The organism is Pantoea sp. E956-1, assembly GCF_982223955.1.
Genome location: NZ_CEUYZP010000012.1, coordinates 75,028 through 99,314 on the forward strand (window position 1 = coordinate 75,028; position 24,287 = coordinate 99,314).

At 56.1% G+C, this 24,287-nt stretch carries 22 protein-coding genes; 4 read left to right on the top strand and 18 right to left on the bottom strand.

What is annotated here, in order from left to right:
- Positions 1–3: 3 nt before the first annotated feature.
- Positions 4–321 (bottom strand): primosomal replication protein N, encoded by a 318-nt coding sequence (gene priB, locus AC0T7J_RS21695; protein ID WP_031592744.1) that lies wholly within the window; start codon positions 319–321, stop codon positions 4–6.
- Positions 322–327: 6 nt separating this feature from the next.
- A complete protein-coding gene (gene rpsF / locus AC0T7J_RS21700) occupies positions 328–723 on the bottom strand; it encodes a 30S ribosomal protein S6 (protein WP_003855334.1) in 396 nt (131 codons plus the stop codon).
- Positions 724–1,128: 405 nt separating this feature from the next.
- Between rpsF and AC0T7J_RS21705 the strand changes: the two genes are divergently transcribed.
- Positions 1,129–1,335, top strand: a complete 207-nt coding sequence (locus AC0T7J_RS21705; RefSeq protein ID WP_473796939.1) for a hypothetical protein — start codon at positions 1,129–1,131, stop codon at positions 1,333–1,335.
- A gap of 48 nt (positions 1,336–1,383) precedes the next feature.
- Here the strand turns inward: AC0T7J_RS21705 and yjfP are convergent, their stop codons facing one another.
- Positions 1,384–2,133, bottom strand: coding sequence for an esterase (gene yjfP / locus AC0T7J_RS21710; protein WP_473796942.1), 750 nt, complete (start codon positions 2,131–2,133; stop codon positions 1,384–1,386).
- Positions 2,134–2,291: 158 nt separating this feature from the next.
- Here yjfP and AC0T7J_RS21715 point away from each other — a divergent pair, with 158 nt between their 5' ends.
- Entirely contained in the window at positions 2,292–4,223 is a 1,932-nt protein-coding gene (locus AC0T7J_RS21715; RefSeq protein ID WP_473796945.1) for a methyl-accepting chemotaxis protein, read from the top strand.
- A gap of 56 nt (positions 4,224–4,279) precedes the next feature.
- The gene (gene bsmA / locus AC0T7J_RS21720; RefSeq protein ID WP_115387135.1) at positions 4,280–4,606 is read left to right on the top strand and encodes a biofilm peroxide resistance protein BsmA; all 327 of its coding nucleotides are present in this window, start codon (positions 4,280–4,282) and stop codon (positions 4,604–4,606) included.
- Here the strand turns inward: bsmA and AC0T7J_RS21725 are convergent.
- The 15 genes from AC0T7J_RS21725 to nnr form a co-directional block, all read right to left on the bottom strand.
- Positions 4,580–6,208 (bottom strand): isovaleryl-CoA dehydrogenase, encoded by a 1,629-nt coding sequence (locus AC0T7J_RS21725; RefSeq protein ID WP_473796949.1) that lies wholly within the window; start codon positions 6,206–6,208, stop codon positions 4,580–4,582. The two genes, bsmA and AC0T7J_RS21725, sit on opposite strands and share 27 nt — an antisense overlap.
- A 219-nt stretch (positions 6,209–6,427) precedes the next feature.
- Positions 6,428–7,162, bottom strand: a complete 735-nt coding sequence (rlmB, locus tag AC0T7J_RS21730; RefSeq protein ID WP_010699804.1) for a 23S rRNA (guanosine(2251)-2'-O)-methyltransferase RlmB — start codon at positions 7,160–7,162, stop codon at positions 6,428–6,430.
- A gap of 69 nt (positions 7,163–7,231) precedes the next feature.
- Positions 7,232–9,724, bottom strand: coding sequence for a ribonuclease R (rnr, locus tag AC0T7J_RS21735; protein ID WP_473796952.1), 2,493 nt, complete (start codon positions 9,722–9,724; stop codon positions 7,232–7,234).
- Positions 9,725–9,740: 16 nt separating this feature from the next.
- On the bottom strand, positions 9,741–10,184 hold the full coding sequence (nsrR, locus tag AC0T7J_RS21740; RefSeq protein WP_031592739.1) for a nitric oxide-sensing transcriptional repressor NsrR: 444 nt from the start codon (positions 10,182–10,184) through the stop codon (positions 9,741–9,743).
- A gap of 218 nt (positions 10,185–10,402) precedes the next feature.
- Positions 10,403–11,701 carry an adenylosuccinate synthase gene (locus AC0T7J_RS21745; protein ID WP_031592738.1) on the bottom strand — a complete coding sequence of 433 codons (1,299 nt, stop codon included), beginning with the start codon at positions 11,699–11,701 and terminating at the stop codon, positions 10,403–10,405.
- Between the two features lie 166 nt (positions 11,702–11,867).
- Positions 11,868–12,068 carry a DUF2065 domain-containing protein gene (locus tag AC0T7J_RS21750; protein WP_010256126.1) on the bottom strand — a complete coding sequence of 67 codons (201 nt, stop codon included), beginning with the start codon at positions 12,066–12,068 and terminating at the stop codon, positions 11,868–11,870.
- Between the two features lie 57 nt (positions 12,069–12,125).
- The gene (gene hflC, locus AC0T7J_RS21755) at positions 12,126–13,130 is read right to left on the bottom strand and encodes a protease modulator HflC (protein WP_473796956.1); all 1,005 of its coding nucleotides are present in this window, start codon (positions 13,128–13,130) and stop codon (positions 12,126–12,128) included.
- A gap of 3 nt (positions 13,131–13,133) precedes the next feature.
- Positions 13,134–14,372: an FtsH protease activity modulator HflK gene (gene hflK, locus AC0T7J_RS21760; protein ID WP_010256122.1), complete on the bottom strand. Its 1,239-nt coding sequence runs from the start codon at positions 14,370–14,372 to the stop codon at positions 13,134–13,136.
- A 227-nt stretch (positions 14,373–14,599) separates the two neighbouring features.
- Positions 14,600–15,880: a ribosome rescue GTPase HflX gene (gene hflX / locus AC0T7J_RS21765; protein WP_473796960.1), complete on the bottom strand. Its 1,281-nt coding sequence runs from the start codon at positions 15,878–15,880 to the stop codon at positions 14,600–14,602.
- Positions 15,881–15,952: 72 nt separating this feature from the next.
- On the bottom strand, positions 15,953–16,264 hold the full coding sequence (gene hfq, locus AC0T7J_RS21770) for an RNA chaperone Hfq (protein ID WP_010256116.1): 312 nt from the start codon (positions 16,262–16,264) through the stop codon (positions 15,953–15,955).
- 103 nt (positions 16,265–16,367) lie between these two features.
- Positions 16,368–17,318: a tRNA (adenosine(37)-N6)-dimethylallyltransferase MiaA gene (miaA, locus tag AC0T7J_RS21775; protein ID WP_031592737.1), complete on the bottom strand. Its 951-nt coding sequence runs from the start codon at positions 17,316–17,318 to the stop codon at positions 16,368–16,370.
- The gene (gene mutL, locus AC0T7J_RS21780) at positions 17,311–19,176 is read right to left on the bottom strand and encodes a DNA mismatch repair endonuclease MutL (protein WP_473796964.1); all 1,866 of its coding nucleotides are present in this window, start codon (positions 19,174–19,176) and stop codon (positions 17,311–17,313) included. Before mutL ends, miaA begins: the two co-directional genes overlap by 8 nt.
- 46 nt (positions 19,177–19,222) lie before the next feature.
- A complete protein-coding gene (gene amiB, locus AC0T7J_RS21785) occupies positions 19,223–20,893 on the bottom strand; it encodes an N-acetylmuramoyl-L-alanine amidase AmiB (protein WP_473796967.1) in 1,671 nt (556 codons plus the stop codon).
- Positions 20,890–21,366 carry a tRNA (adenosine(37)-N6)-threonylcarbamoyltransferase complex ATPase subunit type 1 TsaE gene (gene tsaE / locus AC0T7J_RS21790; protein WP_473796970.1) on the bottom strand — a complete coding sequence of 159 codons (477 nt, stop codon included), beginning with the start codon at positions 21,364–21,366 and terminating at the stop codon, positions 20,890–20,892. Before tsaE ends, amiB begins: the two co-directional genes overlap by 4 nt.
- Positions 21,363–22,883: a bifunctional ADP-dependent NAD(P)H-hydrate dehydratase/NAD(P)H-hydrate epimerase gene (gene nnr / locus AC0T7J_RS21795; protein ID WP_473796973.1), complete on the bottom strand. Its 1,521-nt coding sequence runs from the start codon at positions 22,881–22,883 to the stop codon at positions 21,363–21,365. Before nnr ends, tsaE begins: the two co-directional genes overlap by 4 nt.
- On the opposite strand from nnr, the gene queG reads away from it, so the two are divergent.
- Positions 22,882–24,021 (top strand): tRNA epoxyqueuosine(34) reductase QueG, encoded by a 1,140-nt coding sequence (queG, locus tag AC0T7J_RS21800; protein WP_473796976.1) that lies wholly within the window; start codon positions 22,882–22,884, stop codon positions 24,019–24,021. The genes nnr and queG overlap by 2 nt on opposite strands.
- The last annotated feature ends 266 nt before the right edge of the window (positions 24,022–24,287 follow it).

A 24,287-nucleotide genomic window follows, 5' to 3' on the forward strand; every position in this document is an offset into this window, starting at 1 on the left:
AGGCTAGTCTCCAGAATCTATCAATTCAATCTGCTCGGCATGGAACACCACTTTGCTCTGGCCATTTCGTGCCTGATGGCAACTAATGAAACCGTCGAGTGTGAGTTGCGTGCCGACCGTTATATGTTGAGTAATCACCTGATGGGCGCTGCCGCTGATAATAACCGGCATACGACACCAGGCTTGCCGGTGAAACCCGGCCTCCTCTTGCACTGAGCGGTGCTCAAGCACAAACTGACAGTGAGGAATTCCTGACGGGCTAATTTTTCGAACCGGCGTCTTGCACACAGTGCCAGACAAGCGCAGTCGATTAACCGTCACGATGGATTACTCTTCAGAATCCCCAGCATCTGACTCATCAGCGGATTCGTTAGCAAAATCTTCGCGACGATCACGACGCTCATCTTTCGCTTTAACCATCGGTGATGCTTCAGTTACCGCGTTTTTAACGCGCATAACCATGCTACGGATAACGGCGTCGTTGAAGCGGAAGTTCGTTTCCAGCTCATCGATCGCTTCCTGCGGCGCTTCAACGTTCATCAGAACGTAATGCGCTTTGTGCAGTTTATTGATCGGGTAAGCCAGCTGACGGCGGCCCCAGTCTTCCAGACGGTGAATCGTGCCTTCTGCACCAGTGATAGCACCAGTGTAACGCTCGATCATGCCAGGAACCTGTTCGCTCTGGTCAGGATGAACCATAAATACGATTTCGTAATGACGCATCGAAATTGCTCCTTACGGATTATTCAGCCTCCTGTCGGGGTCAACCGCGGCCCATGGAAGCAAGGAACGTTATAGGCTGTGTCCCACAAAGGTTCGTTGTAACGAGCGTTTGTGGGACACAGCCTGAGAATGCGGCTGAAAAATTGACGCGTAATCATACTGGCGGCGACGGCTAAACTCAAGCGCACATTTCAACAAATGCCATCCGGCGTGCCATATACGGTAGCTTTTCGTGCTAATCATGTGAATACAGCGCGTTAAGCAGGAAAGGTTCAAAAAAGCTGATAAAGAGGTTCAGGCAGACGATCTGGCGATAATATGCGCAGTCGCTACACTTAATGCAGACGTTACGGTTTGGCTTATCGGCGTCTAACAGAGTGTGTTCCCTGAAGTGAGGAGTCGGGCATGAAAACGTTCGTCATCGCCACTTTACTGGGTCTCTTCCTGTCTCCACCCGCTCTTGCCAGCCATGCTGACTGTGCGCAGCAGATAAGAAGTCACAGCAGCGAAGCGGCATCGGGTTATATCTACGTTAATCGGCTGGATGCGCCACAAAAGAACCCGGTCAACGCGCCTGCCAGAGCAGCAGAAAAATCGTCTGCGCACTGGTAAGTGCCGGTAAGTTTACGGGCGGCAGATTCACTCTCCGCCCGTTCATTTTTATAGCTGCTGTTTAAAAAAGCTGACCAGCGCCGTCAATGCTGATGGCGTGATCTTATGTCCAATCTGTTTTTCAGATAGCGAAGTCAGATGCTGCGCCAGCCCGTTGTCACGCAGCGCCCTCTCCAGCCGGACGCTCTCCGCCCAGGGCACCACCTCATCCGCCTCACCATGCCACAACAGCAGCGGACGGTTTGCCAGTGCCTCCAGCCGGTTGCAGGGATCGTAGTCCGCCAGCGGTGCCATGCGGGCAGCAAACTGCGCTTTCTGCTCAGGTGTGTCGGCCACCAGCGGTGGAAACAGCGACTGACTGAGCTGCATAAAATACCCCGATCCCATCAGGCAGGCGACGCTCTGAATCTGCGGATAACGGGCCATCGCGCCCAGCGCCGTCATGCCGCCCATCGACGCGCCCGCCACCGCAAAACGCTCGCCGGCGATCAGATCGCCAGCGCGCAGCGCCGACTCCAGCTGCGGCAGCTCATCAATGTTCTGTTTCAGAATCTCCCAGAAGCGACCAAGGCGTGCATCGGCATCACCGTGATAGCGCGCGCCGTGCAGATCCGCATCCGGCATCACCGCCCGGAACCCCGCCTGAGCCAGCGCGACAGCGAAGTAGGCGTAGACCTCTTTTGAAGAGGTAAAGCCGTGATAAAACAGCACGGTGGGCAGTGGCTGATGCCGTTGTCCGGCAGGCGTGGCGTGCAGGCATTCGATACCGGCCAGCGTTTCTGTGGTGAGTTCAATCATGGTCTCTCCTGAGAAGGGGCAAGGCGTGCCGATTGAGTGTACGTCTGCGGGTTAATTTACGAAATCCCCTGCTGCGTTTAGTCGCCAGATTTCGGCCTAAACTTTTCCTGCGCTTTGCCGTTGATGTTGTGTCCCCCTAATTTGATCAAAGGTAATTTATGAAGCGTCTCTCTCTCAGCGGCCTGAGTCTTGGAGTTAAGCTGTCTGTACTGACGTCTTTCAGCGTAGCGCTATTGTTGCTGGTTCTGACGCTGACCCAGAGCCATACCGCCTCGCGGCAGCTGGAAAATCTCGCCATCGATGACATGCAAAACCAGGTGCAGGGCATCAGTGAAATGGCCAGCATGTTCAACGCCACCCTCACCGAAGAGGTGGCTCACTACACCAGTCTGTTTACCAGCTTCCTGCCTAAGCGTTATAGCCTGGATGAAGGCTCCCGGGTGCAGGTCGGTGCCTTTTCCACGCCGGTGCTGCGCGCCGGGTTAAAAACGCTGAACCTCGACCAGACCGCGGTAGACGATTTCACCGAACGCACCGCCGCTGTGGCGACCATTTTTGTACGCGACGGCGATGATTTTATCCGTATTTCCACCTCGCTAAAAAAGCAGGATGGCAGTCGCGCGATCGGTACGCAGCTTGACCGCAACGGCGCCGCCTGGAAAAGCGTCAGTCAGGGCGACGTCTATCAGGGGCTGGCGACGCTGTTCGGCCATCGCTACATCACACAATATCAGCCGGTAAAAGATGAGAGTGGCAAGGTTGTCGCCATCCTGTTTGTCGGCGTTGGCATTGATAAGCAGTATGCGCTGATGCGTGAAAAAATCCTGGCTCGCAAGCTGGGTGATAGTGGCCATTTCTTTGTGCTCAACGGCACGCCCGGCAAGACGCAGGGAGAGTATCTTTTCGATCAGCACAACGAAGGAAAACGACCCGCCTGGGATGACGCGACACTCCAGCCGCTGCTGACTCAGCCGCAGGGCATGCTGCAGGCAGAGATCAACGGCGAGCACCAGATTCTGGCCTGGCAGCAGCTGCCGGGCTGGAACTGGGTGATCGCCGGCGAAGTTAACCGTGAAAGCCTGCTCGCCCCGATTACGCATAGTCGTAACCTGTTCCTGATAACCGGACTGATTCTGGTGGTGGTTTTTGCGCTGGGGTTTGTCTGGTACAGCCGTCGGGCGATTACCCGTCCGTTGCAGCAGGTGATCCATCTGGCGGAGCAGTATGCCGCCGGGAATCTGCAGGTCCATATGGATACCCAGCGTCGCGATGAAGTGGGCCAGTTGATCGTTGCGATCAACGGCATTGGCGATGGTCTGGAGAAAATCGTCAGCCAGGTGCGCGGCGCCGCACAGGAGATCAGCGACGGTACGGACACCATCGCGGCCAGCAGTCATAACATCAGCGAGCAGATCGGGCGTCAGGCCAGCAGCGTGGAGCAGACCTCCGCCAGCATGGAGCAGTTTGGCGCGACGGTTGAACACACCGCAGACAGCCTGCGTCAGGCGATGTCACTGGTGGCCGAAGCCAGCGATATCGTCAGTCACGGCAGCCAGACGGTGGTGCGCTCGGTCAACACCATGTCGGCGATTAAGGTTTCATCACAAAGCATTGCGGATATCACCCACGTGATTGAGTCGATCGCCTTTCAGACCAATATCCTGGCGCTGAATGCCGCCGTTGAAGCGGCACGTGCCGGGGAACAGGGCCGTGGCTTTGCCGTGGTGGCCGCAGAAGTGCGTGCGCTGGCACAGCGTTCTGCGCAGGCCGCCAAAGAGATTGATGGACTGATTGCGACCTCCATCAGCAACGTGGCGGAAGGCCATCAGTTATCTGAGCAGACGCGCGATGCGATGAGCGACATTGTGACCCACATCGAGCAGGTGCAGGCGCTGATGGGCGAGATCAACGTGGCGGCGCAGCAGCAGGCGGCAGGCATCGGCCAGGTTAATCTGGCGATGAACCAGATTAGCCTGGCGACTCACCAGAACAGCGAACTGGTGACACAGGCGGAAAACAGCGCGCAGAACCTGAGTGATAAAGGGCATCACCTGACCCAGCTGGTCAGTGTATTTAGCCTTAAATCCTGACGCCATTCAGGGCGATGGCATACACTTAATGCTTCGTCCTGAAAGAGGGTTTTGCTATGCGTTTCGCTTATTTACTGATGATAAGCCTGCTGCTGGCAGGCTGTTCCGCGCTTGATACCACGCCAAAAGCACCACCCGCGCCGACGCAACAGGCGCAGGAGATTTCACGGGCGCAGAGTGGCGGTTTACCAAAGCTGGGCAATATTACCGTTAACGTGCGCGGCTCACCGGATGATGCCGGGCGGGCCGTGGCCGCCCGGGCTAACCAGGCCGGTGCGGCTTACTATCAGATCGTGGCGCTGAGTGAAACGGTGATGCCCGGTCTCTGGTACGCCAGCGCGATTCTTTATGGCGCATCACCTGCCACAGGCGCGGGCCAGTAAACGGTCTGTGATTGCTGCCTCAAGCGGGCGTGAGCCACGCCGATCGAGCCACTGCTGGCACCATGCATCCGCCAGCGGTGGTTCGCCATATTTCAGTAGCTGAGCGCCTGTCGCAAGCTGCAGCAGCGTGCGGGTCACCTCGCGCGCCTGCTCTTCGGGGACGTTGCTCATACGCAGCCGCAACTGACGCCAGCGTGCATCGAAATGACGATTACTCCCTTTCACCGCTTCAAATTCCTGACTCAGCATCTCCGAAACCTCTGCCTGACGGGTGAGCACGCGCAGTACGTCAAGACACATCACGTTGCCCGACCCTTCCCAGATGCTGTTGACCGGTATGTCACGATAGAGGCGCGGCAGCTCGCTCGCTTCGCAGTAGCCGATGCCCCCCAGCACTTCCATCGACTCCGCGACGAACGGGGCACCCGCTTTGCAGATCTGATATTTTGCAGCCGGAGTTAATAAGCGGGCAAACGTGACCTCATGCGGTTTTGCCGGTTGTGACCAGGCGCGCGCCAGCCGCATCAGCAGCGCGGTTTGCCCCTCCAGCTGCAGCGCCTGCTGTGCCAGAACCTGACGCATCAGCGGCTGATCCACCAGGTTTTTCCCCATCACCTGGCGCTGATGTGCATGCCAGAGTGCCACTGAGAATGCACGCCGCATCTGGCCATGACTGCCGAGTGCGCAGTCGAAGCGCGTCATACCGCCCATTTTAAGGATCAGCCGCACCCCTTCGCCCTCTTCTCCCAGCAGCCAGCCGGTCGCATCGCGAAACTCCACCTCACAACTGGCATTTGAGCGATTACCCAGCTTATCTTTAAGCTGCTCAAGCTGGATGGCGTTGCGTGACCCGTCAGGCAACAGGCGCGGCAGGAAGAAACAGCTTAATCCGGCCGGCGTCTGCGCCAGCACCAGATGCGCATCGCTCTGCGGCACCGAGAAGAACCATTTGTGGCCGGTCAGCCGGTAGGCTTCACCCGGGCCGCGCGCGCCCAGCGGCTCGGCCCGGGTGGTGCTGGTGAGCAGATCGCTGCCGCCCTGTTTTTCCGTCATGCCCATACCGATCAGCAGACCCCGCTTCTGGTCGCCGGGCTGCGCATGGGTGTCGTAACGATCGCTGAGCAGCGGATCGAGCCAGCCTTCGAACGCGGCGGGCAGATAAGTCTGCAGCAGTGGAATGGCCGCATGCGTCATGGTCACCGGGCAAAGCGTGCCCGCTTCAACCTGCGCGTGCAGAATAAAGCGCGCCGCCCGCGCCACGCTGGCCTGTTCACGTACTGTGGGTTGCCAGCTGAGATTGTGCAGGCGGCTGGCGCAGACGCCCTGCATCAGCAGGTGCCAGGCGGGGTGAAATCGGACTTCATCCATCCGTACGCCACGGGCGTCGTAGCGTAGCAGTTCAGGCGGCTCTGCATTGGCGAGCCGGCCCAGTTCCAGCGACTCGGCGCTCCCCAGTTGCCGACCTACCGAAGCCAGCCATTCCCGGTCCCATCCAGCGCCTTCGCGTGACAGTGCCTCGCCGAGCGGCGTATCAGACAGGAACAGGTTGCTGTTGCTCAGAGGATGGGGCTGATTAAAAACGGTGTGTGTTGTCCAGGTCATAACCACTCCTCGCGGATGTCACTCAGTCAGTATACCCGTCGTCTTTCAAGCTGCATTTTGTTGGCTGCGTTCACTCACCCGAATCACTTACTCATGTAAGCTCATCGGGATTCGTTCTCTTGCCGCCTCAATGCAACCCGAAATCCTTTGGGTATATACGAATAACGCGCAGTTATGCCTGGTACAGAAACTAATTTGTGGTGAGGATCACATCGGGGATCAGGCGTTGCGCTGACGCACCGCTTCAAACAGGCAGACACCGGTGGCAACCGAGACATTCAGCGAAGAGACGCTGCCCGCCATCGGAATGCTGATCAGCTCATCACAATGCTCACGGGTCAGACGACGCATGCCTTCCCCTTCCGCACCCATCACCAGCGCCATCGGGCCGGTCATTTTGCTCTGGAAGACGGTATGGTCAGCTTCACCTGCGGTACCGACAACCCAGATGTTGTACTCCTGCAGCAGACGCAGGGTACGTGCCAGGTTGGTGACGCGGATCAACGGCACATTTTCTGCCGCGCCGCTGGCCACTTTTTTGGCCGTTGCATTCAGGGGCGCAGAGCGATCTTTCGGCACGATAATCGCGTGAACACCGGCCGCATCGGCACTGCGCAGGCAGGCACCCAGATTGTGCGGATCGGTGACCCCGTCCAGCACCAGCAGGAAGGGTTTGTCCAGGCTCTGCAGCAGATCCGGCAGATCGCCTTCCTGATACTGACGACCCGGTTTTACCCGCGCCACAATACCCTGATGTACACCGCCTTCAACCTGGCTGTCGAGCCACTTACGCTCGGCCAGCTGAATCACGACCCCCTGAGCTTCCAGCGCGGCGACCACGGGTTGCAGGCGACGATCGTCGCGGCCTTTGAGGATAAAGACTTCCTGGAAACGTTGTGGATCACGTTCCAGCAGCGCCTGCACGGCATGGATACCAAAAATAATTTCGCTCATCGATCTGCTCAGTGTTTGGAAATGAATGAATGACCGCCCTTTCTCAGTGAGAAAGGGCGGGTGCGCGCATCAGTCAGGCTGCGCCTTTTTTCTGGCGCGCTTCGCCCGGGTGGCGGCGGCGATTTTACGGGTTTTTTCCGAGACGTTTTTACTTTTATTCTCGGTATTTGCAGCGGCGGGCTTGCCCTTGTCGCCCCGGAAAGCGGCGTCCGGCTCGAAGTTGGACTTCTTGCTCGCATCACGACGGCGTTTCGCTGGCGCTTTGTCGTCACGCTTCGCCCGGTCACGTGCGGTTTTGCCTTCACCACGTACCTGACGCTGGCTGGAGATCAGGGCAAAGTCGATTTTACGCTCATCCATATGGACGGCTTCAACACGCACTTCAACCGTGTCACCCAGACGATAGGTGCGACCGCCCGATTCACCGATCAGGCGCTGACCTACCGGGTCAAAACGGTAGTAATCGTTGTCGAGCGTCGAAACGTGGACCAGACCATCAATGAACAGATCGCTTAAGCGGACAAAGAAGCCAAATCCGGTCACGCTGGAGATGACGCCGTTGAAGACGTTGCCAACCTGATCCTGCATGAAGTCACACTTGAGCCAGTCCGCGACGTCGCGGGTCGCTTCATCGGCGCGGCGTTCGGTCAGGGAACAGTGCAGGCCCAGTTGCAGCATCTGCGGCATGTCGTAGTGATAGCCACCGGTTGCTGTCGTCATATCTTTGGCGACGCTGCGGTCTCTCGGCATCAGGTATTTAATGGCGCGTTGTACCAGGCCTTTACCTTCATCCTGCTCTTTTGCCAGCAGATATTTGATGGCGCGATGCAGCGTCAGATCCGGGTAACGACGGATTGGCGAGGTAAAGTGCGCATACGACGAGAGTGCCAGACCAAAGTGACCGCGGTTATCCGGATCATAAACGGCCTGCTTCATCGAACGCAGCAGCATGGTTTGCAGCATTTCCGCATCAGGACGATCGGCAACCTGCTTCAGCAGCGCTGCATAGTCGATTGGCTGCGGTTTGTTACCGCCAGGCAGACTCAGTCCCAGCTCGTTGAGCACGGTACGGAAGCTCTTGATGCTTTCGTCGGTCGGGCGATCGTGATCGCGGAACAGCGCCGGTTCCTGATTTTTCTCAACGAAGCGTGCCGAGGCGATGTTCGCCAGGATCATGCACTCTTCGATCAGTTTATGAGCGTCATTACGTGACACGCGTTCAACACGCTCAATACGGCGCTCGGCGTTGAAGATGAACTTCGCCTCTTCCGTTTCAAACGAAATACCGCCGCGCTCTTCACGAGCGGCTTCCAGCGCATGATAGAGGTTGTTCAGCTCTTCAAGGTCTTTCACCAGCGGCGCATACTGCTGACGCAGCTCTTTATCGCCCTGCAGGATGTTCCAGACTTTGTTGTAGGTCAGACGCGCATGGGAGTTCATCACCGCTTCGTAGTGTTTGAAGCCGGTCAGTTTACCTTTGGTCGAGATGGTCATCTCGCACACCATGCAGAGGCGATCGACCTGCGGGTTAAGCGAACATAAGCCATTCGACAGCACTTCCGGCAGCATCGGCACAACCTGCGACGGGAAGTAGACCGAGGTGCCGCGCTGATGCGCTTCGTCATCCAGTGGCGTGCCAGGACGGACATAATAGCTGACATCCGCAATAGCCACCCACAGACGCCATCCGCCACCGCGCTTCTTCTCACAGTAGACAGCATCATCAAAGTCACGGGCATCTTCACCATCAATGGTGACCAGCGGCAGTTTGCGCAGATCGACGCGGCCTTTTTTGGCCTCTTCCGGGACTTCTTCTTTCAGCTTGCTGACCTGAGCTTCCACTTCCGGCGGCCAGGTGTGCGGGATTTCATGCGTACGCAGCGCCATATCAACGGCCAGGCTGGTGCCCATATCATCACCCAGAATCTCGGCGATTTTACCGATCGCTTTGCTGCGACGGTTCGGACGCTGGACCAGCTCAACCACCACCACGGAACCCATGCGGGCATTCATCGTCTCTTCAGGCGGGATGAGGATGTCAAAACTCAGGCGACTGTCGTCCGGCACCACGAAGCCGGCACCGGCATCGGTAAAGTAACGGCCAACGATCTGATTGTTGCGGGGTTCCTGCACCCGGACCACGCGCGCTTCGCGGCGGCCTTTGCGATCGGCACCCAGCGGCTGCGCCAGGATCACGTCACCGTGCATACAGAATTTCATCTGTTCTGCGGAAAGGTAGAGGTCATCTTTCTGACCTTCTGCCCGCAGGAAGCCGTAGCCATCTCGGTGGCCAATGACTTTACCGCGCAGGAGATCAAGACGTTCTGGCAGGGCATAACACTGACGGCGGGTGAACACCAGCTGACCATCACGCTCCATGGCGCGAAGGCGGCGACGCAGCGCCTCAAGGTGTTCTTCTTCCTGCAGATTCATCTCTTCAGCCAGCTCTTCGCGGCTGGCCGGTTTTTCACGTTTTTCTAACAGAGCCAGAATAAATTCACGGCTCGGAATAGGGTTTTCGTATTTTTCAGCTTCTCTATCCTGAAAAGGATCTTTTGACATAGCGGTTCCTCCGATGTCATTTAATATTTATTTCCACCGGCGATCTGGACAAGATGATCTCATAAAGTGGTGTATTTCCTTCGACCAGATCTGCCAACGTATAGCTATCCAGTTCCTGCAAAAATCGCTGCACCGCATCATGTAACGCCTGCTTCAGACGACAGGCTGGCGAGATGGAACAGGACGCGCAATCCACTAATTGTAGTGGTTCCATCTTACGTACCACGTCGCCAATGACAATCTGACGCGCTGGCATACCCAGACGAATGCCCCCGTTTTTACCACGCGTTGCGGCGACATAGCCCGCCCGGCTCAGCTGATTGATGATTTTGACCATATGATTACGGGACAAACCATAAGTGTTCGTCACTTCCGTAATATTGGTCTGCTGACCTTCCGGCAACGATGCCAGATAAATCAGTGCCCGTAAGCCATAATCAGTAAAACTCGTGAGCTGCACAGTAACCTCAGTGAACCTTCAGACGCGGCGTGACCTTATCCGCCCTGTGATTGATGCCAGGATTAAATCGGATCGCCATTCGATTAGCTACGATGATAAACCAGAGTCTGTCTGGCCGTGCGCTTTTTTAAGCCAGCAGAAGGTTTGACAAGCGAAGGGAGGTTAAGTGGCATCAAAGAATGGAAAAACAAGGGCCGGACAACGTCCGGCCTGAATGATTACGCGTCGAACGGGTCGCGCAGAATCATTGTTTCACTGCGGTCAGGGCCGGTAGAGATGATATCAATCGGCACACCTGTTACCTCTTCCACACGCTTGATGTAGTCACGCGCGGCCTGAGGCAAACCTTCCAGCGTCTTGACGCCAAACGTTGTCTCGCTCCAGCCTGGCAGGGTTTCGTAGATCGGCTCAATGCCTTCCCAGTTCTCCGCCGCCAGTGGCGTAGTGGTCACTTCGCGGCCATCAGGCATGCGGTAAGCCACACAGATCTTCACCTCTTTCAGGCCATCCAGCACGTCCAGTTTGGTCATGCAGAAACCTGACAGGGAGTTGATCTGGACCGCGCGGCGAACGGCTACCGCATCCAGCCAGCCGGTACGACGACGACGACCAGTGGTCGCACCAAATTCATTACCCTGCGCACAGAGGAATTCGCCGGTTTCATCGAACAGCTCGGTCGGGAACGGGCCTGCGCCAACGCGGGTGGAGTAAGCTTTCACAATACCCAGTACGTAGTCGACATAACGCGGGCCAATACCTGAACCGGTCGCTACGCCACCTGCGGTGGTGTTGGATGAAGTCACGTACGGATAGGTTCCGTGATCGATATCCAGCAGCGTACCCTGTGCCCCTTCAAACATAATCAGATCGCCACGCTTACGCGCGACGTCCAGCAGTTCAGAGACGTCAACGACCATGCCAGTCAGGATGTCAGCGACTTCCATCACATCACTCAGCACTTTATCGAAGTCGACTGCCGGCTCTTTGTAGTACTCCACCAGCTGGAAGTTGTAGAAATCGACCACTTCTTTCAGCTTGGCAGCAAAGGTTTCTTTGTTGAACAGGTCGCTGACACGCAGTGCACGGCGAGCGACTTTATCTTCGTAAGCCGGTCCGATGCCACGACCAGTAGTACCAATCGCTTTGGCGCCACGAGCACGTTCACGCGCCATATCCATCGCAACATGATATTGCAGGATCAGCGGACAGGCTTCAGAAATCAGCAGACGTTCACGTACCGGAATCCCGCGCGCTTCCAGGCCTTTCATCTCTTTCATTAAGGCTTCAGGAGAGAGCACTACGCCGTTACCAATGATGCTGGTAACGTTATCGCGCAGAATGCCAGAAGGGATCAGGTGGAGGACGGTTTTTTCACCGTTGATGACAAGCGTGTGGCCCGCATTGTGGCCGCCTTGATAACGCACAACGTAATTCGCGCGCTCAGTCAGAAGGTCTACAATCTTACCTTTACCTTCGTCACCCCATTGGGTGCCCAGTACGACGACGTTCTTACCCATTTCTCAAAATCACCGATTGCTTAAAAAAGGATTCTACCATCTGATCCCGTGGTTTTCAGCACTTTTAGCATACGATTGCGCGCTTTTTTGCCTGAGTTTTGATCACTACAACATGTTGGGGATAATAGCGCTGAAAGGCACAATTTAGCCGGTCTGAACGTGAGCCTCAGAGGTTGCCGTGCAGGCTGAGCATGCAGTAAATCACCATGCCAGCAACGACCAGTCCGCCACCAAAGCGGTGCAGCAGACGATCGGGCAACCGCGTCATCGTCAGGATCATGCGTCGCCAGGCGCGCGGCATAAACATCGGTCCCAACCCTTCCAGCACTAACACCAGCGCCAGCGCCATCCAGATGCTTGTTTTCATTCTGATACCCAAAAAAAAGGGCCGACAACATTGTCGGCCCACAGGTTATATCAGTTCTTACCGTGTCGCGTTAGAGGGCGCCTTCATATATCGGAAGAAGTCGCTATCCGGGCTTAACACCATCACATCCTGATCGCTACTGAAGCTGTTTTCATAGGCACGCAGGCTGCGAATAAAGGCATAGAAGTCAGGATCTTTGCTGAACGAATCGGCAAACAACCGCGCCGTTTCCGCATCACCGTCACCGCGTGTAATCAGCGCTTCACGCTGGGCTTCAGCCAGAGTACGGGTAACCTGGTAATCGGCCTGGGCGCGCAGTTTTTCCGCCTCTTCCTGACCCTGTGAACGCTGGCTACGCGCGACCGCTTCACGCTCAGCACGCATACGGTTGAAGATCGCATCAGACACTTCGGTCGGCAGGTTGATCTGCTTGATGCGCACATCCACCACCTGAATACCTAACGCCGCCATACTGTTCGGGTTCGGTGCTGGCTCACTGCTGTTGGTTTCACGCTCGACACGGGCCGCTGCACTGGCAATCGCGTCATCAGCCGCAGGGGTTGCGATTTCATCATCGTTGCCTGCAGAGCCAGTATTCAGCGCGTCACGCACATCGGTGGTCAGACGACCACGGGAGTCCGTTACGATATCTTTCACATCCAGACGGCCCATTTCAGAACGCAAGCGGTCACTGAACTTACGTTTCAGCAGCACTTCTGCCTGAGAGACATCACCGCCACCGGTGGCCAGGTAGTAGCGACTGAAGTCGCTGATACGCCACTTGATGTAGGAATCCACGATCAGATCTTTCTTCTCTTTAGTGACGAAGCGATCGGCCTGGTTATCCATGGTCTGGATACGCGCATCCAGCGTTTTAACCGTTTCCAGGAATGGAATCTTGAAATGCAGACCCGGCTCAAATACCTGCGGTTTGTTTTCGCCGTCACGCAGGACTTTGCCGAAGCGCAACACAATGCCTCGCTGACCTTCCTGCACCACAAACAGGGACGCATAGAGCGCCACCAGCACGACAATGATTAAAAATACTATTGGCTTACGCATCAATTACTCTCTCCCTTCGCGCTGGCTGTCGCTGCGCTGAGCATTCGCCCGACGCTGATCCATGATGTTGTCCGGACTGTATGACGACGTGTCATTGCGGCTGGCACTGCTATCAGAGCGCGCAGGCTGCGAAGAACCATTCGCACCTTTCTGACCATTCTGGCCCGATGAAGTCTGACCACCACGCATCAGTTGATCCAGCGGCAACACCATCAGGTTATTACCCCGATCGTTAACCAGTACTTTACGGGTATGGCTCAGCACACGTTCCATGGTCTCGATATAGAGACGCTCTTTGGTGATTTCGGGCGCAGCTTTGTACTCAGGCAGAATCTTGGCGAAACGCGCCACCTCACCCTGCGCTTCCAGAACAGTACGCTCTTTGTAAGCACGCGCCTCCTCCAGAATACGTTGCGCCTGACCATTAGCACGAGGCTGAACTTCGTTGGCGTAAGCTTCAGCTTCGCGAACATACTGCTCGCGGTTTTCGCGTGCGGCAATCGCGTCATCAAACGCAGACTTCACCTCTTCCGGCGGACGTGCAGCCTGGAAGTTGACGTCCAGCACCGCGATCCCCATGTTATAAGGGCGAATCGTCTCGTCGATTTCACGCTGGGTATCGCTACGCACCACGGTACGACCTTCGGTCAGAATGCGGTCCATAGTAGAACGGCCAATCACGCCGCGCAGCGCGCTGTCGGTAGCCTGACGCAGGCTGTCGTCCGCGCTGGTCACAGCATAAAGATAACGTTCCGGATCGGTCACGCGGTACTGCACGTTCATTTCCACGCGCACCACGTTCTCATCCGAAGTCAGCATGACGCCAGAAGCAGCCAGTTCGCGAACCGATTCAACGTTAACCGCACGCACCTGGTCAACAAAGGTCGGCTTCCAGTTCAGACCAGGTTCGACCAGGTGACTGAACTTACCGAAGCGCGTCACCACGCCACGTTCCGCTTCTTTGATGGTGTAGAAACCGCTTGCAGCCCAGATGACTACAGCAGCGACAGCCACGATGCCAACAATTTTGCCACCGCTGCCGGAGCCGCGTTGACCGTTGTCGTTCTGTTTGCCACCGCCCAGTCCACCGAGCTTCTTGCTCAGCTTACGGAAGATATCATCCAGATCAGGAGGCCCGGATTCCCGTCCTCCCTTATTCCCCCCAGAGTTGCCGCCTTGATTATTGCTGCTTCCCCACGGGTCGCGGTCCTGTCCGTTATTTCCGGGCTGATTCCACGCCATGTCTCTACTCCATTTATTGTAATTACGGTTTTTACCCTTCAGCTTTCGGATTGCAGCGGTGTTGGCTGCCTTCGCTCACCCCGGCCACTTACCTGCGCAAGCTTCCGGGGATTCACTCAGTTGCCGCCTTGCTGAAATCCAAAATACTCGGGTAACTCCAGCGTATTCGGGTCTGCAAAGAAAGTGCGACAATCTTCAATTTTTAAGGTAAATGCGTTTGGGCAATATCAAACAATGTAACTGGTCAGCGACGGTTCCTGCTTACATAAACGCATCCACTCAATAATGGGCATACGTATCTGCAATCCTACACTGCCGTCTTCTTCATTCCACTCTTTCTCAATCGCCTGCAACTGATAGAAGCGGCTGCGAAGACGCCCCGCCTCCGGTGGCAGACGTAATGCGTGCTGGGCTATTTCACCCGCCAGACGCTCAGACAGCGCCTGCCATAGCAACGGAATACCTGCGCCTGTCTGGGCGGAAAGCCAGACGCGGATTGGCAGGTTCTCTTCGTTACGATCGATACGCGGTTCGAACCCGTCGAGCATATCGATTTTATTCATCACCAGTAATGTCGGGATTTCGTCCGCTTCAATCTCTTCCAGAACGGTATCGACGGCGGCGATATTTTCCGTGACGCGAAGGTCAGCCCCATCAATCACGTGCATTAACAGCGTCGCCTGACGGGTCTCCTGCAGCGTGGCTTTAAAAGCGGCAACCAGATCGTGAGGAAGATGGCGAATAAAGCCTACCGTGTCCGCCAGTACCACGTCCCCGACATCAGCAACATTCAGACGGCGCAGTGTGGGGTCGAGCGTCGCAAACAACTGGTCTGCGGCAAAGACGTTGGCGGAGGTCATGGCGTTAAAGAGGGTCGACTTGCCAGCGTTGGTATAACCCACCAGCGAAACCGTTGGCACATCCGCTTTGGCGCGTGACTGACGTCCCTGCTCACGCTGTTTTTCAACCCGCTCAAGACGGGACAAAATCTGGCTGATACGGCCGCGCAACAGTCGGCGGTCCGTTTCTAACTGCGTTTCACCCGGGCCACGCAAGCCAATCCCGCCTTTCTGGCGTTCAAGGTGGGTCCAGCCGCGCACCAGACGTGTCGCAAGATGGCGCAGTTGTGCCAGCTCAACCTGCAATTTACCTTCGTGGGTACGTGCGCGTTGGGCAAAGATATCCAGAATTAAACCGGTGCGATCAATGACCCGGCATTCGCACAGGCGCTCGAGGTTTCTTTCCTGAGCGGGCGTAAGGGCATGATCGAATAATACGACCGATGCTCCTGTTGTTTTTACCGCATCGGCAATTTCAACGGCCTTTCCTTCACCGACAAAATACTTGGGATGTGGCGCTTTGCGGCTGCCAGTAACCACTTGCAGCGCCTCAACGCCAGCAGAAGAGACCAGGGTTTCAAACTCCTGCAAATCTTCTACTTCTTTGTCTTGGGAGAACCAGATGTGTACCAGTACGGCCTGCTCACCGGCTTCATAACGGTCAAACAAGCTATAACCTCGCTAAATAAAAGACCAGGACGGAAAACTTTTGTTCTCCGTTCCTGGCTGTACAGTGACGCGTTATTCTGCGTTATCACCGTCTTGTTGTGGCTGTGGCTGCGCAGTTGTGTTGCTGCCGCCATGATGGTAATTGTTGCTGCCGCCACCGGTATTATTGCTATGGTGAGAAACCGGGCGTGAAGGAACAACGGTAGAAATGGCATGCTTATACACCATCTGACTCACCGTGTTTTTCAACAAAATGACGAACTGATCAAATGACTCAATCTGACCCTGCAACTTAATACCGTTAACCAGATAAATCGAAACCGGAACACGTTCACGACGCAGTGCGTTCAAAAACGGGTCTTGTAATGATTGCCCCTTAGCCATTCTATCTTTTCCTTATATGCTTGTTGTTTGTTGCAAGTAGAACCTATGGTTCTGAAAAAACTGCGTAAAAATTTGCGCACGATAACCCATCAATTGTACACAATCACCCATGCTTCGCACTAAGAACCTGTAACACTGTATCACGCGCCAGCCGGGGCTCGTCACTGTCAAGCCAGTGAACATTTTCCCAACCGCGTAACCAGGTCATCTGTCGCTTAGCAAGCTGCCGGGTTGCGCAAATTCCCCGATAAACCATCTCGCTGTAATCGATTTCGCCCGATAAATAAGACCACATCTGACGATAGCCAACACAACGAATGGAAGGCATGTCCGTATGCAAATCACCTCGTGCAAAAAGGGCCCGAGACTCCGCTTCAAATCCTGACGCCAACATCTGCTCAAAACGCAACGCGATGCGCTGGTGCAGCAATTCACGGCTCGCGGGGGCGATGGCGAACTGTTGCACGTCGTAGGGTAACGCTTCACCGGATGTTTTTGTCAGTTCCGTTAAAGTTTTACCCGAAATAAAAAAAACTTCCAGTGCTCGCGAAAGTCTCTGCGGATCATTCGGATGAATACGACTGCCGGCAACCGGGTCGATTTCACACAGCTGGCGGTGTAAAGCTTCCCAGCCTTTTTCACGCGCCGTTTGCTCTATCCGCTGACGAACGTCGGGATCGGCCGAGGGCAACGGCGACAATCCTTCAAGTAACGCCTTGAAGTAGAGCATGGTTCCACCAACAAGCAACGGTATTCGTCCGGCTTCAACGATCTCCGCCATTTCTGCTAAGGCATCCCGCCGGAACTCCGCTGCCGAATAGGCTTCTGCGGGATCGCGAATGTCGAGCAGACGATGGGGTGCCACTGCTAACTCCTCAGCCGACGGTTTCGCCGTACCAATATCCATCTGACGATAGATTAAGGCAGAGTCTACGCTGATTAGTTCCACTGGTAACCGCTTACGCAATTCAATTGCTAAAGCCGTTTTGCCAGAAGCCGTGGGTCCCATCAAAAAAATAGCCTTTGGCCGGCCAGCCTGGTTTAATTCACTCATGCTTCAACGCGTTAATCGCGCTCTCAATCTCTATGGGCTGTAATAAGCCTGAAGGCGGCGATTTCAGCAGCTGTGGGCAAAGCCGTTCAAGCTCTGCCAGCAGGTTGATCGCCTGTGAGTGATTCCAGTCGGAGGACTCTGTATCCTGACGTCGCGCCAGCCACTGGGCCAGTTGCGTCGCAGAGATCTCCTGCTGCCGGGCGAGATAGCCTAACAGCTCAGGAATCAAGATTTGTAAATTTTGTGTTCGTAACGGTAAAGGCACCGCGCGTAAGGTCACGTGGTCACCTTCGGGCTGAAGATCAATACCCATCTGATTGAGCAGGCTGCTCTTTTCTTTTGCGGCCTGCCGTTCATCCAGAGCGATTTTAAGCCGCACCGGAATCAGCAGGGGTTGCGGTTTAAGCCCCTCTTCACCCGGTTCAAGCTGCGCCTGTTTCAGCCAGCGCGCCGCGACCGGCAGCGCCATCAGCATTAACTTCTGATCCTGCTCCAGCAGCGCATAGTGGTTTTGCAACACAGTCAGTACCCGGCCAAAACTCTGGGCATGCGCGGCCAGCGGCGAGGGTTTTTCGGCCCGAGGCGGTGCCGGTTCCCGGATTTTTGGCGGCGGCGTGGCGCTGACAGGCGTTTTCAGCAACTGCTGGTAAACCGCGCCTTCACGCTGACGATACACGTTCTCTTTGTTTTGCCAGGCCGGCGCTGCTGCGGGCGGTGTTTGCCGCGCGGAGGCTGAAGATTGATTCTCGCTGGCGGGCGCTGCAGGCTGCGCAAAATGGTTACCCCCTGCCGCCTGACGGTTTTCAGGCTGCCAGCGCGGTGCGGCTTCTTCTGCCTGCAGCGCAGGCAAAACGGGTGACGCTATCGCCTGTAACGCGCTGACCACGCCCTGATAAATAAAATCATGCACCAGGCGTGACTGATGAAAGCGAACTTCATGCTTGGCCGGGTGAACGTTGACATCCACCTGATGCGGATCGATCTCCAGATAGAGCACGTAAGCGGGCTGCTGGTCATCCTGAAGCTGGGTCTGGAAAGCCTGGCGGATAGCGTGATTAATCAGCTTGTCGCGCATCATCCGGCCATTGACGTAGCAATATTGTAACTCGGTGACCTGGCGCGAACCGGCGGGATCGGCGACCCAGCCGCGCAGCGAGAGATCATCATGCTGCCAGTCAATTCGCAGCGCATGCTGAATAAACGTGGTGCCGCAGATAGCCGCCAGTCGCCGTTCGCGCTGGCTCTCCTCGCTGACGGCCCGATACTGACGCATCATTTTGCCGTTGTGGCTCAGTGAAAGCGCGACATCAAAACGCGCCAGTGCAATACGACGGATCACTTCGTCGATATGACCGAACTCGGTTTTCTCTGTACGCATAAATTTGCGGCGCGCCGGGGTATTATAAAACAGATCCAGTACTTCCAGCGTGGTCCCGCAGGGATGTGCAGCCGGTTTAACAGTTACCGTCATATCACGCCCTTCCGCATAGGCCTGCCAGGCTTCAGTTTGATCGGCGGTACGTGAGGTTAATGTCAGGCGGGAGACAGAACTGATACTGGCGAGCGCTTCACCGCGAAAACCCAGGCTCATGATCGCTTCCAGGTCATCCAGTGAGGCGATTTTACTGGTGGCGTGTCGGGCCAGCGCCATCGACAGCTCGCTTTTCACGATGCCGCAGCCGTTGTCACGAATGCGGATAAGCTTTGCGCCACCCTTTTCAATATCAACGTCAATGCGCGTTGCACCAGCATCCAGGCTGTTCTCTACCAGCTCTTTTACAACCGATGCAGGACGTTCAACCACTTCACCCGCCGCAATCTGGTTTGCCAGTTGGGGCGGTAAAATTTGTATCGGCATGGTTTTCCTTTTAGCTGGCCGCCCGGCGCAGCGGCCGGGCAAACAATCAGGATGCAGGGATTTTCAGGTTCTGCCCCAACATAACGTTGGTCGATTTCAGATTATTGGTCTGCATTATCGCTTTCGGGCTGACGCCATAATGTGCGGCAATGCCGGTCAGTGAATCACCCACGACCACTTTATGACGCACAACGCCGCGTGGCGTGGCGTGCGTGGTGCGGCTGGCGGCCGCACTGGCCGGCACTTTCAACCGCTGTCCGACCCATACCACATCCCGCTTCAGGGTGTTCATTTCACGCAGGGTCGCCATGCTGACGCCATACTTCGCGGCAATCCCGGAAAGTGTCTCACCGCGCGTTACCGTATGGCGCTGCGTCACGCCGGTATATTGCGTCACCCCGGTCGCCGGGTTGCTGGCGACGTTAACCGCTGGCGACGAGCCCAGCGGCCGGTTTTCCTCCTTTGGGATGGATTGCAGCGGGTGCGCCAGGAAATAAGTGCGCAGACCTTTATAGATCGACTGCGCAATCTTATCCTGGTGTGCGCTACTGCCAAGCAGTCGCTCCTCCGAGGAATTACTGATAAAGCCGGTTTCCACCAGCAAAGAAGGAATATCGGGTGAACGCAGCACGCCAAGACTGGCATGCTCAGGCAGACGTTTATGCAGCGACGTCACGCTGCGCATCTGCTGCAATACTTTCTGCGCGATGTCATATCCGACGCGCTGCGAGTGACCAAACTGCAGGTCAAGAACCGCCTGGCTGAGGTAGGGATCGGCCTGACTGTTGGCCAGCAGGTCGCCTGCGCCGCCCAGCAGCTCAGACTGTTTCTCTTTCTGCTCCAGCCAGTTAGCCATCTCGTTATTGGCCCGGCGGTTTGATAGTACCCAGACCGATGCACCGGTCGCCGCGTGGCTCGGCGCGGCGTCAGCATGAATTGACACCAGCACGTTGGCGTTGGCTTTACGCGCCACGTCGGAGCGACCCATAACCGAGATAAAATAGTCGCCATCACGCGTCAGGACGCCTTTGAACATCGGATCGTTATTCAGCAACACCCGCAGTTTACGTGCAATCGCGATCGTGACGTTCTTCTCTTTCAGTCCGCGCTGCCCGATAGCGCCGGGATCCTGACCGCCATGTCCGGCATCAATCGCCACAATCACGGTATCATTCTGGCTGACGGCACGACCAGGACGTACAGTGCTGGCTGTGCTGGTTACGGACGTCACCGGATTCGAATTAAAGGGGTTAGCCGCTGCGGCACTCTGGGTAGGCACACGCGTCGGGGCCGTTACCGGCGCAGGTACACTGCGCGTAACAGCAGGCGGCTTACCGGTAATGGTGAAGACCACGCTGTAGCTATTGCCATTGCGCTGAGTGACCGCACGGGTTTTACCCGCCTGCGTCAGTTCAAACACCAGCCGCACGCTCTGTTTATCTTTCGGGGTACTGGTACGAATTCGCTTTACGATGTTTTCGCCGCTGAAATTTAACGGCAGTCCCTGAACCACGCCGCTCTGGCGCACATCAAGTACCACACGGTCAGGATTGCGCAGCGGGAAGAAGCCATAGACAGGCTGTCCGGCAAAATTCAGGGTGATGGTTGCCTGGCTGTCGCCATTGGCGACTTTGATGTCTGACAGGGTGGCGGCAAACAGGGGTGTAGAGACCAGCAGCAGCAGTGTCACCAGCGCTATTTTCATCCGTGACATCATGCCTGATCCCTGCCCTGACTAAATTGTTCAAGCCATTGCTGGCCCGACGAGGATTGTGCCGTCAGTTCCGCTTCACGCGCCTCACCCACGTAACGCAGCGTTAGTGTGAGATCGGGCGGCGGCAGAAAACCGGTACCCTGCTGCGGCCATTCGACCAGACAGATAGCATCGCCGCTGAAATAGTCGCGGATGCCCATGAATTCAAGCTCTTCGGGATCGGCAAGTCGATAGAGGTCGAAGTGATAAAGTGTGCGGTTGTCCAGCGTATAAGGCTCAACCAGCGTGTAAGTGGGACTTTTGACGTTGCCCTGATGACCCAGCGCCTGTAGAAAGCCGCGGCTGAAGGTGGTTTTACCCGCCCCCAGATCGCCATAGAGATAAATCACTGCCGCGCTACCACAGGCGCGCGCCAGCTGAGCGCCCAAACTGAGCGTAGCCGCCTCATCGGGCAAAGAGATAACACAGGTCTTCATGCTTCTTTATTCATCTCAGGATTAACAAACTGCCACAGCAGATCCAGTAAATCAGTTGCCAGCATACCGCGTGTACCACGCTCTGCAGCGACCGCATCGGCCGCTGCACCATGAGCAACACAGCCGGCGCAGGCCGCATCAAACAGCGTCAGTTTCTGACCCGCCAGCGAGGCGATGATTCCACTCAGGAGATCGCCCATACCGCCGGAGGCCATTCCGGCATTGCCCACATCAGCAAAGGCCATTTCACCCTGCTCGCTGGCAATCAGCGTACCGGCACCTTTCAGTACCACTACACCCCCATAACGCTGCGCCAATGTCTGAGCTGCATGTAAGCGGTCACTCTCAATTTCACTGGTCTCGGTATTCAGCAAACGCGCCGCTTCGCCAGGATGCGGCGTAATAATGCGATTCTGACGTTTCTCAGCACTGATTGCCAGCAGGTTAAGTGCATCCGCGTCCCAAAGCATCGGCTTTTCACTGCCCGCTACCTGCTTCAGCGCCCGCTTTCCCCATTCGCGCTGACCCAGACCGGGCCCTATCGCAATGACATCGGCCCACTCCAGCGCCTCCGTCAGGCGCTCATCGGTCAGTTCATCGACCATAATTTCGGGCCGGGCGGTCAGGATTGGAATAATATTATCTTTGTGAGTAAGTACTCGCACTAACCCACTACCGCTGCGCAACGCCGCTTCTGCCGTCATCCGCACCGCGCCAGCAGTACCGGCATCGCCCCCCACTACCAGCAGCCGGCCGTGGCTGCCTTTGTGCGAGGTCGGTTTACGCGGCTTGAGCCAGCGGGTTAATGCGCTGGCATCATAACGCGCGATGGGAGCCACTTCGCCTGCCAGAAAAGCGGCCAGGCCGAGATCGGCATAGTAAAGCTCTCCAATGTAATCTCGCGCTTTGCCAGTGATCTGGCCCGGTTTAAGAGCAACCACACTCAGCGTATGGCTGGCATTAATTACTTCACCGGGCGCGGTGCCATTGCGGGCTGATAAGCCGGAAGGCATATCAATGGCAAGTTTCGGTGCCGCATGGGCGTTTGCCCGCTGGATCAATGTGGCATAGTGTTCCCCGGGCGCACGATTACTGCCGGTTCCCAGCAGGGCATCCACAATCACATCGATCTGCTCTGGCCAGGCCGCATCGGCCGCATGAATTTCACCGCCCGCATCCAGCCACGCGTCCCGTGCACGCTGCGCCTCTTCCGGCAACGCTTTTTCACTTTCGCACGCCAGCAGCGTAACGGTTTTGCCCGCCGCCTGTCCCAGTCGCGCCAGCACATAACCATCGCCACCGTTGTTGCCGTGACCACACAGAATCAGCCAGTGGCTGGCCTCTGACCAGTGCGCCGTCAGATGCTCGTAAGCGGCCTGTCCGGCACGCAGCATCAGCTCATACAGCGTAATGCCGAGCGCATCGGCCCCCTGTTGCTCAAGCTGCGCCACAGCCTGCGCAGGCCAGACAGAATATGGTAAACTGCGGCTGTTTTTCTTCGAATCCTGGTTACTCATGTCATACCCTCTCGATCTTCATCAATTCGCACAACAGATTAAACAGTGGGGATTGGATCTCGGCTTTCAGCAGGTCGGCATCACCGATACCGATCTCAGTGTGGAAGAGCCGCGCCTGCAGGCGTGGCTGGATAAGCAGTATCATGGCGAGATGGAGTGGATGGCGCGACACGGCATGATGCGGGCGCGTCCTCATGAACTGCTGCCCGGCACGCTGCGCGTTATCAGCGTTCGCATGAACTACCTTCCGGCCAAAGCCGCCTTTGCCAGCACATTGAAAAATCCCCAGTTGGGCTATGTCAGCCGTTATGCATTAGGTCGTGATTACCACAAAGTATTGCGCAATCGACTGAAAAAGCTCGGAGAAATGATCCAGCAGCATTGTGGCGAGCTTAATTTTCGTCCGTTTGTAGATTCGGCTCCGCTGCTTGAGCGGCCGCTGGCGGCCAAAGCGGGACTCGGCTGGACCGGCAAACATTCGCTGATACTGAATCGGGAAGCAGGCTCGTGGTTTTTCCTCGGCGAACTGCTGATCGATATTCCGCTGCCGGTAGACACACCGCAGCAGGAGCAGTGTGGCCGCTGTGTCGCCTGCATGACCATCTGCCCCACCAGCGCGATCGTTGAGCCCTACGTCGTGGATGCGAGGCGCTGTATTTCCTATCTCACCATTGAGCTGGAAGGCGCGATTCCGGAAGAATTTCGCCCGCTGATGGGCAACCGGATATATGGCTGTGATGACTGCCAGCTGATCTGTCCGTGGAATCGCTATGGACAACTCAGTGACGAAAGCGACTTTTCACCGCGAGCGGCGCTCCATGCCCCTGAGCTGATCGATCTGTTTCAATGGGATGAAGCGAAGTTTTTACGCATCACTGAAGGCTCAGCGATTCGCCGCATTGGTCATTTACGCTGGCTGCGTAATATTGCAGTGGCGCTGGGTAACGCGCCCTGGTCACCCGAAATCGTTAAGGTACTGGAACAACGACTCGGTGAAAGTGAACTACTGGATGAACATATTCTGTGGGCAATCACGCAGCAGCAGCAGAAACGCGAGCAACTCGTGGTTGAAGTGCAACCGGCCCAGCAGAAGCGCCTGGTTCGTGCAGTAGAGAAGGGTTTACCGCGTGATGCGTGATTGAACAGCCTGATCGCGAATTATCGTTTTCCACATGCTGTGAATAAAAATAAAAAGCTGTTGTCATTCAACTGCAACAACGCTGATTTTGCTGTTAAATAACAAATTGAAATATTTTCATAACGATAAATATCAACAACTTATATAAAAGTTGTGTTTATTTAATAATGAGGCTATCGCTTCGGTTAACCTGCAAGACTGTGGATAACTCTGTTCAAAAGCCATTTACAGATCGCCGTAACAGGCGCAGACGATGGGGTGCAGTG

Coding starts and splice junctions, on each gene's coding strand:
- rpsF (WP_003855334.1), bottom strand. CDS start 723: ATGCGTCATTACGAAATCGTATTTATGGTTCATCCTGACCAGAGCGAA.
- AC0T7J_RS21705 (WP_473796939.1), top strand. CDS start 1,129: ATGAAAACGTTCGTCATCGCCACTTTACTGGGTCTCTTCCTGTCTCCA.
- yjfP (WP_473796942.1), bottom strand. CDS start 2,133: ATGATTGAACTCACCACAGAAACGCTGGCCGGTATCGAATGCCTGCAC.
- AC0T7J_RS21715 (WP_473796945.1), top strand. CDS start 2,292: ATGAAGCGTCTCTCTCTCAGCGGCCTGAGTCTTGGAGTTAAGCTGTCT.
- bsmA (WP_115387135.1), top strand. CDS start 4,280: ATGCGTTTCGCTTATTTACTGATGATAAGCCTGCTGCTGGCAGGCTGT.
- AC0T7J_RS21725 (WP_473796949.1), bottom strand. CDS start 6,208: ATGACCTGGACAACACACACCGTTTTTAATCAGCCCCATCCTCTGAGC.
- rlmB (WP_010699804.1), bottom strand. CDS start 7,162: ATGAGCGAAATTATTTTTGGTATCCATGCCGTGCAGGCGCTGCTGGAA.
- rnr (WP_473796952.1), bottom strand. CDS start 9,724: ATGTCAAAAGATCCTTTTCAGGATAGAGAAGCTGAAAAATACGAAAAC.
- AC0T7J_RS21745 (WP_031592738.1), bottom strand. CDS start 11,701: ATGGGTAAGAACGTCGTCGTACTGGGCACCCAATGGGGTGACGAAGGT.
- AC0T7J_RS21750 (WP_010256126.1), bottom strand. CDS start 12,068: ATGAAAACAAGCATCTGGATGGCGCTGGCGCTGGTGTTAGTGCTGGAA.
- hflC (WP_473796956.1), bottom strand. CDS start 13,130: ATGCGTAAGCCAATAGTATTTTTAATCATTGTCGTGCTGGTGGCGCTC.
- hflK (WP_010256122.1), bottom strand. CDS start 14,372: ATGGCGTGGAATCAGCCCGGAAATAACGGACAGGACCGCGACCCGTGG.
- hfq (WP_010256116.1), bottom strand. CDS start 16,264: ATGGCTAAGGGGCAATCATTACAAGACCCGTTTTTGAACGCACTGCGT.
- miaA (WP_031592737.1), bottom strand. CDS start 17,318: ATGAGTGAATTAAACCAGGCTGGCCGGCCAAAGGCTATTTTTTTGATG.
- mutL (WP_473796964.1), bottom strand. CDS start 19,176: ATGCCGATACAAATTTTACCGCCCCAACTGGCAAACCAGATTGCGGCG.
- amiB (WP_473796967.1), bottom strand. CDS start 20,893: ATGATGTCACGGATGAAAATAGCGCTGGTGACACTGCTGCTGCTGGTC.
- tsaE (WP_473796970.1), bottom strand. CDS start 21,366: ATGAAGACCTGTGTTATCTCTTTGCCCGATGAGGCGGCTACGCTCAGT.
- queG (WP_473796976.1), top strand. CDS start 22,882: ATGTCATACCCTCTCGATCTTCATCAATTCGCACAACAGATTAAACAG.
- nnr (WP_473796973.1), bottom strand. CDS start 22,883: ATGAGTAACCAGGATTCGAAGAAAAACAGCCGCAGTTTACCATATTCT.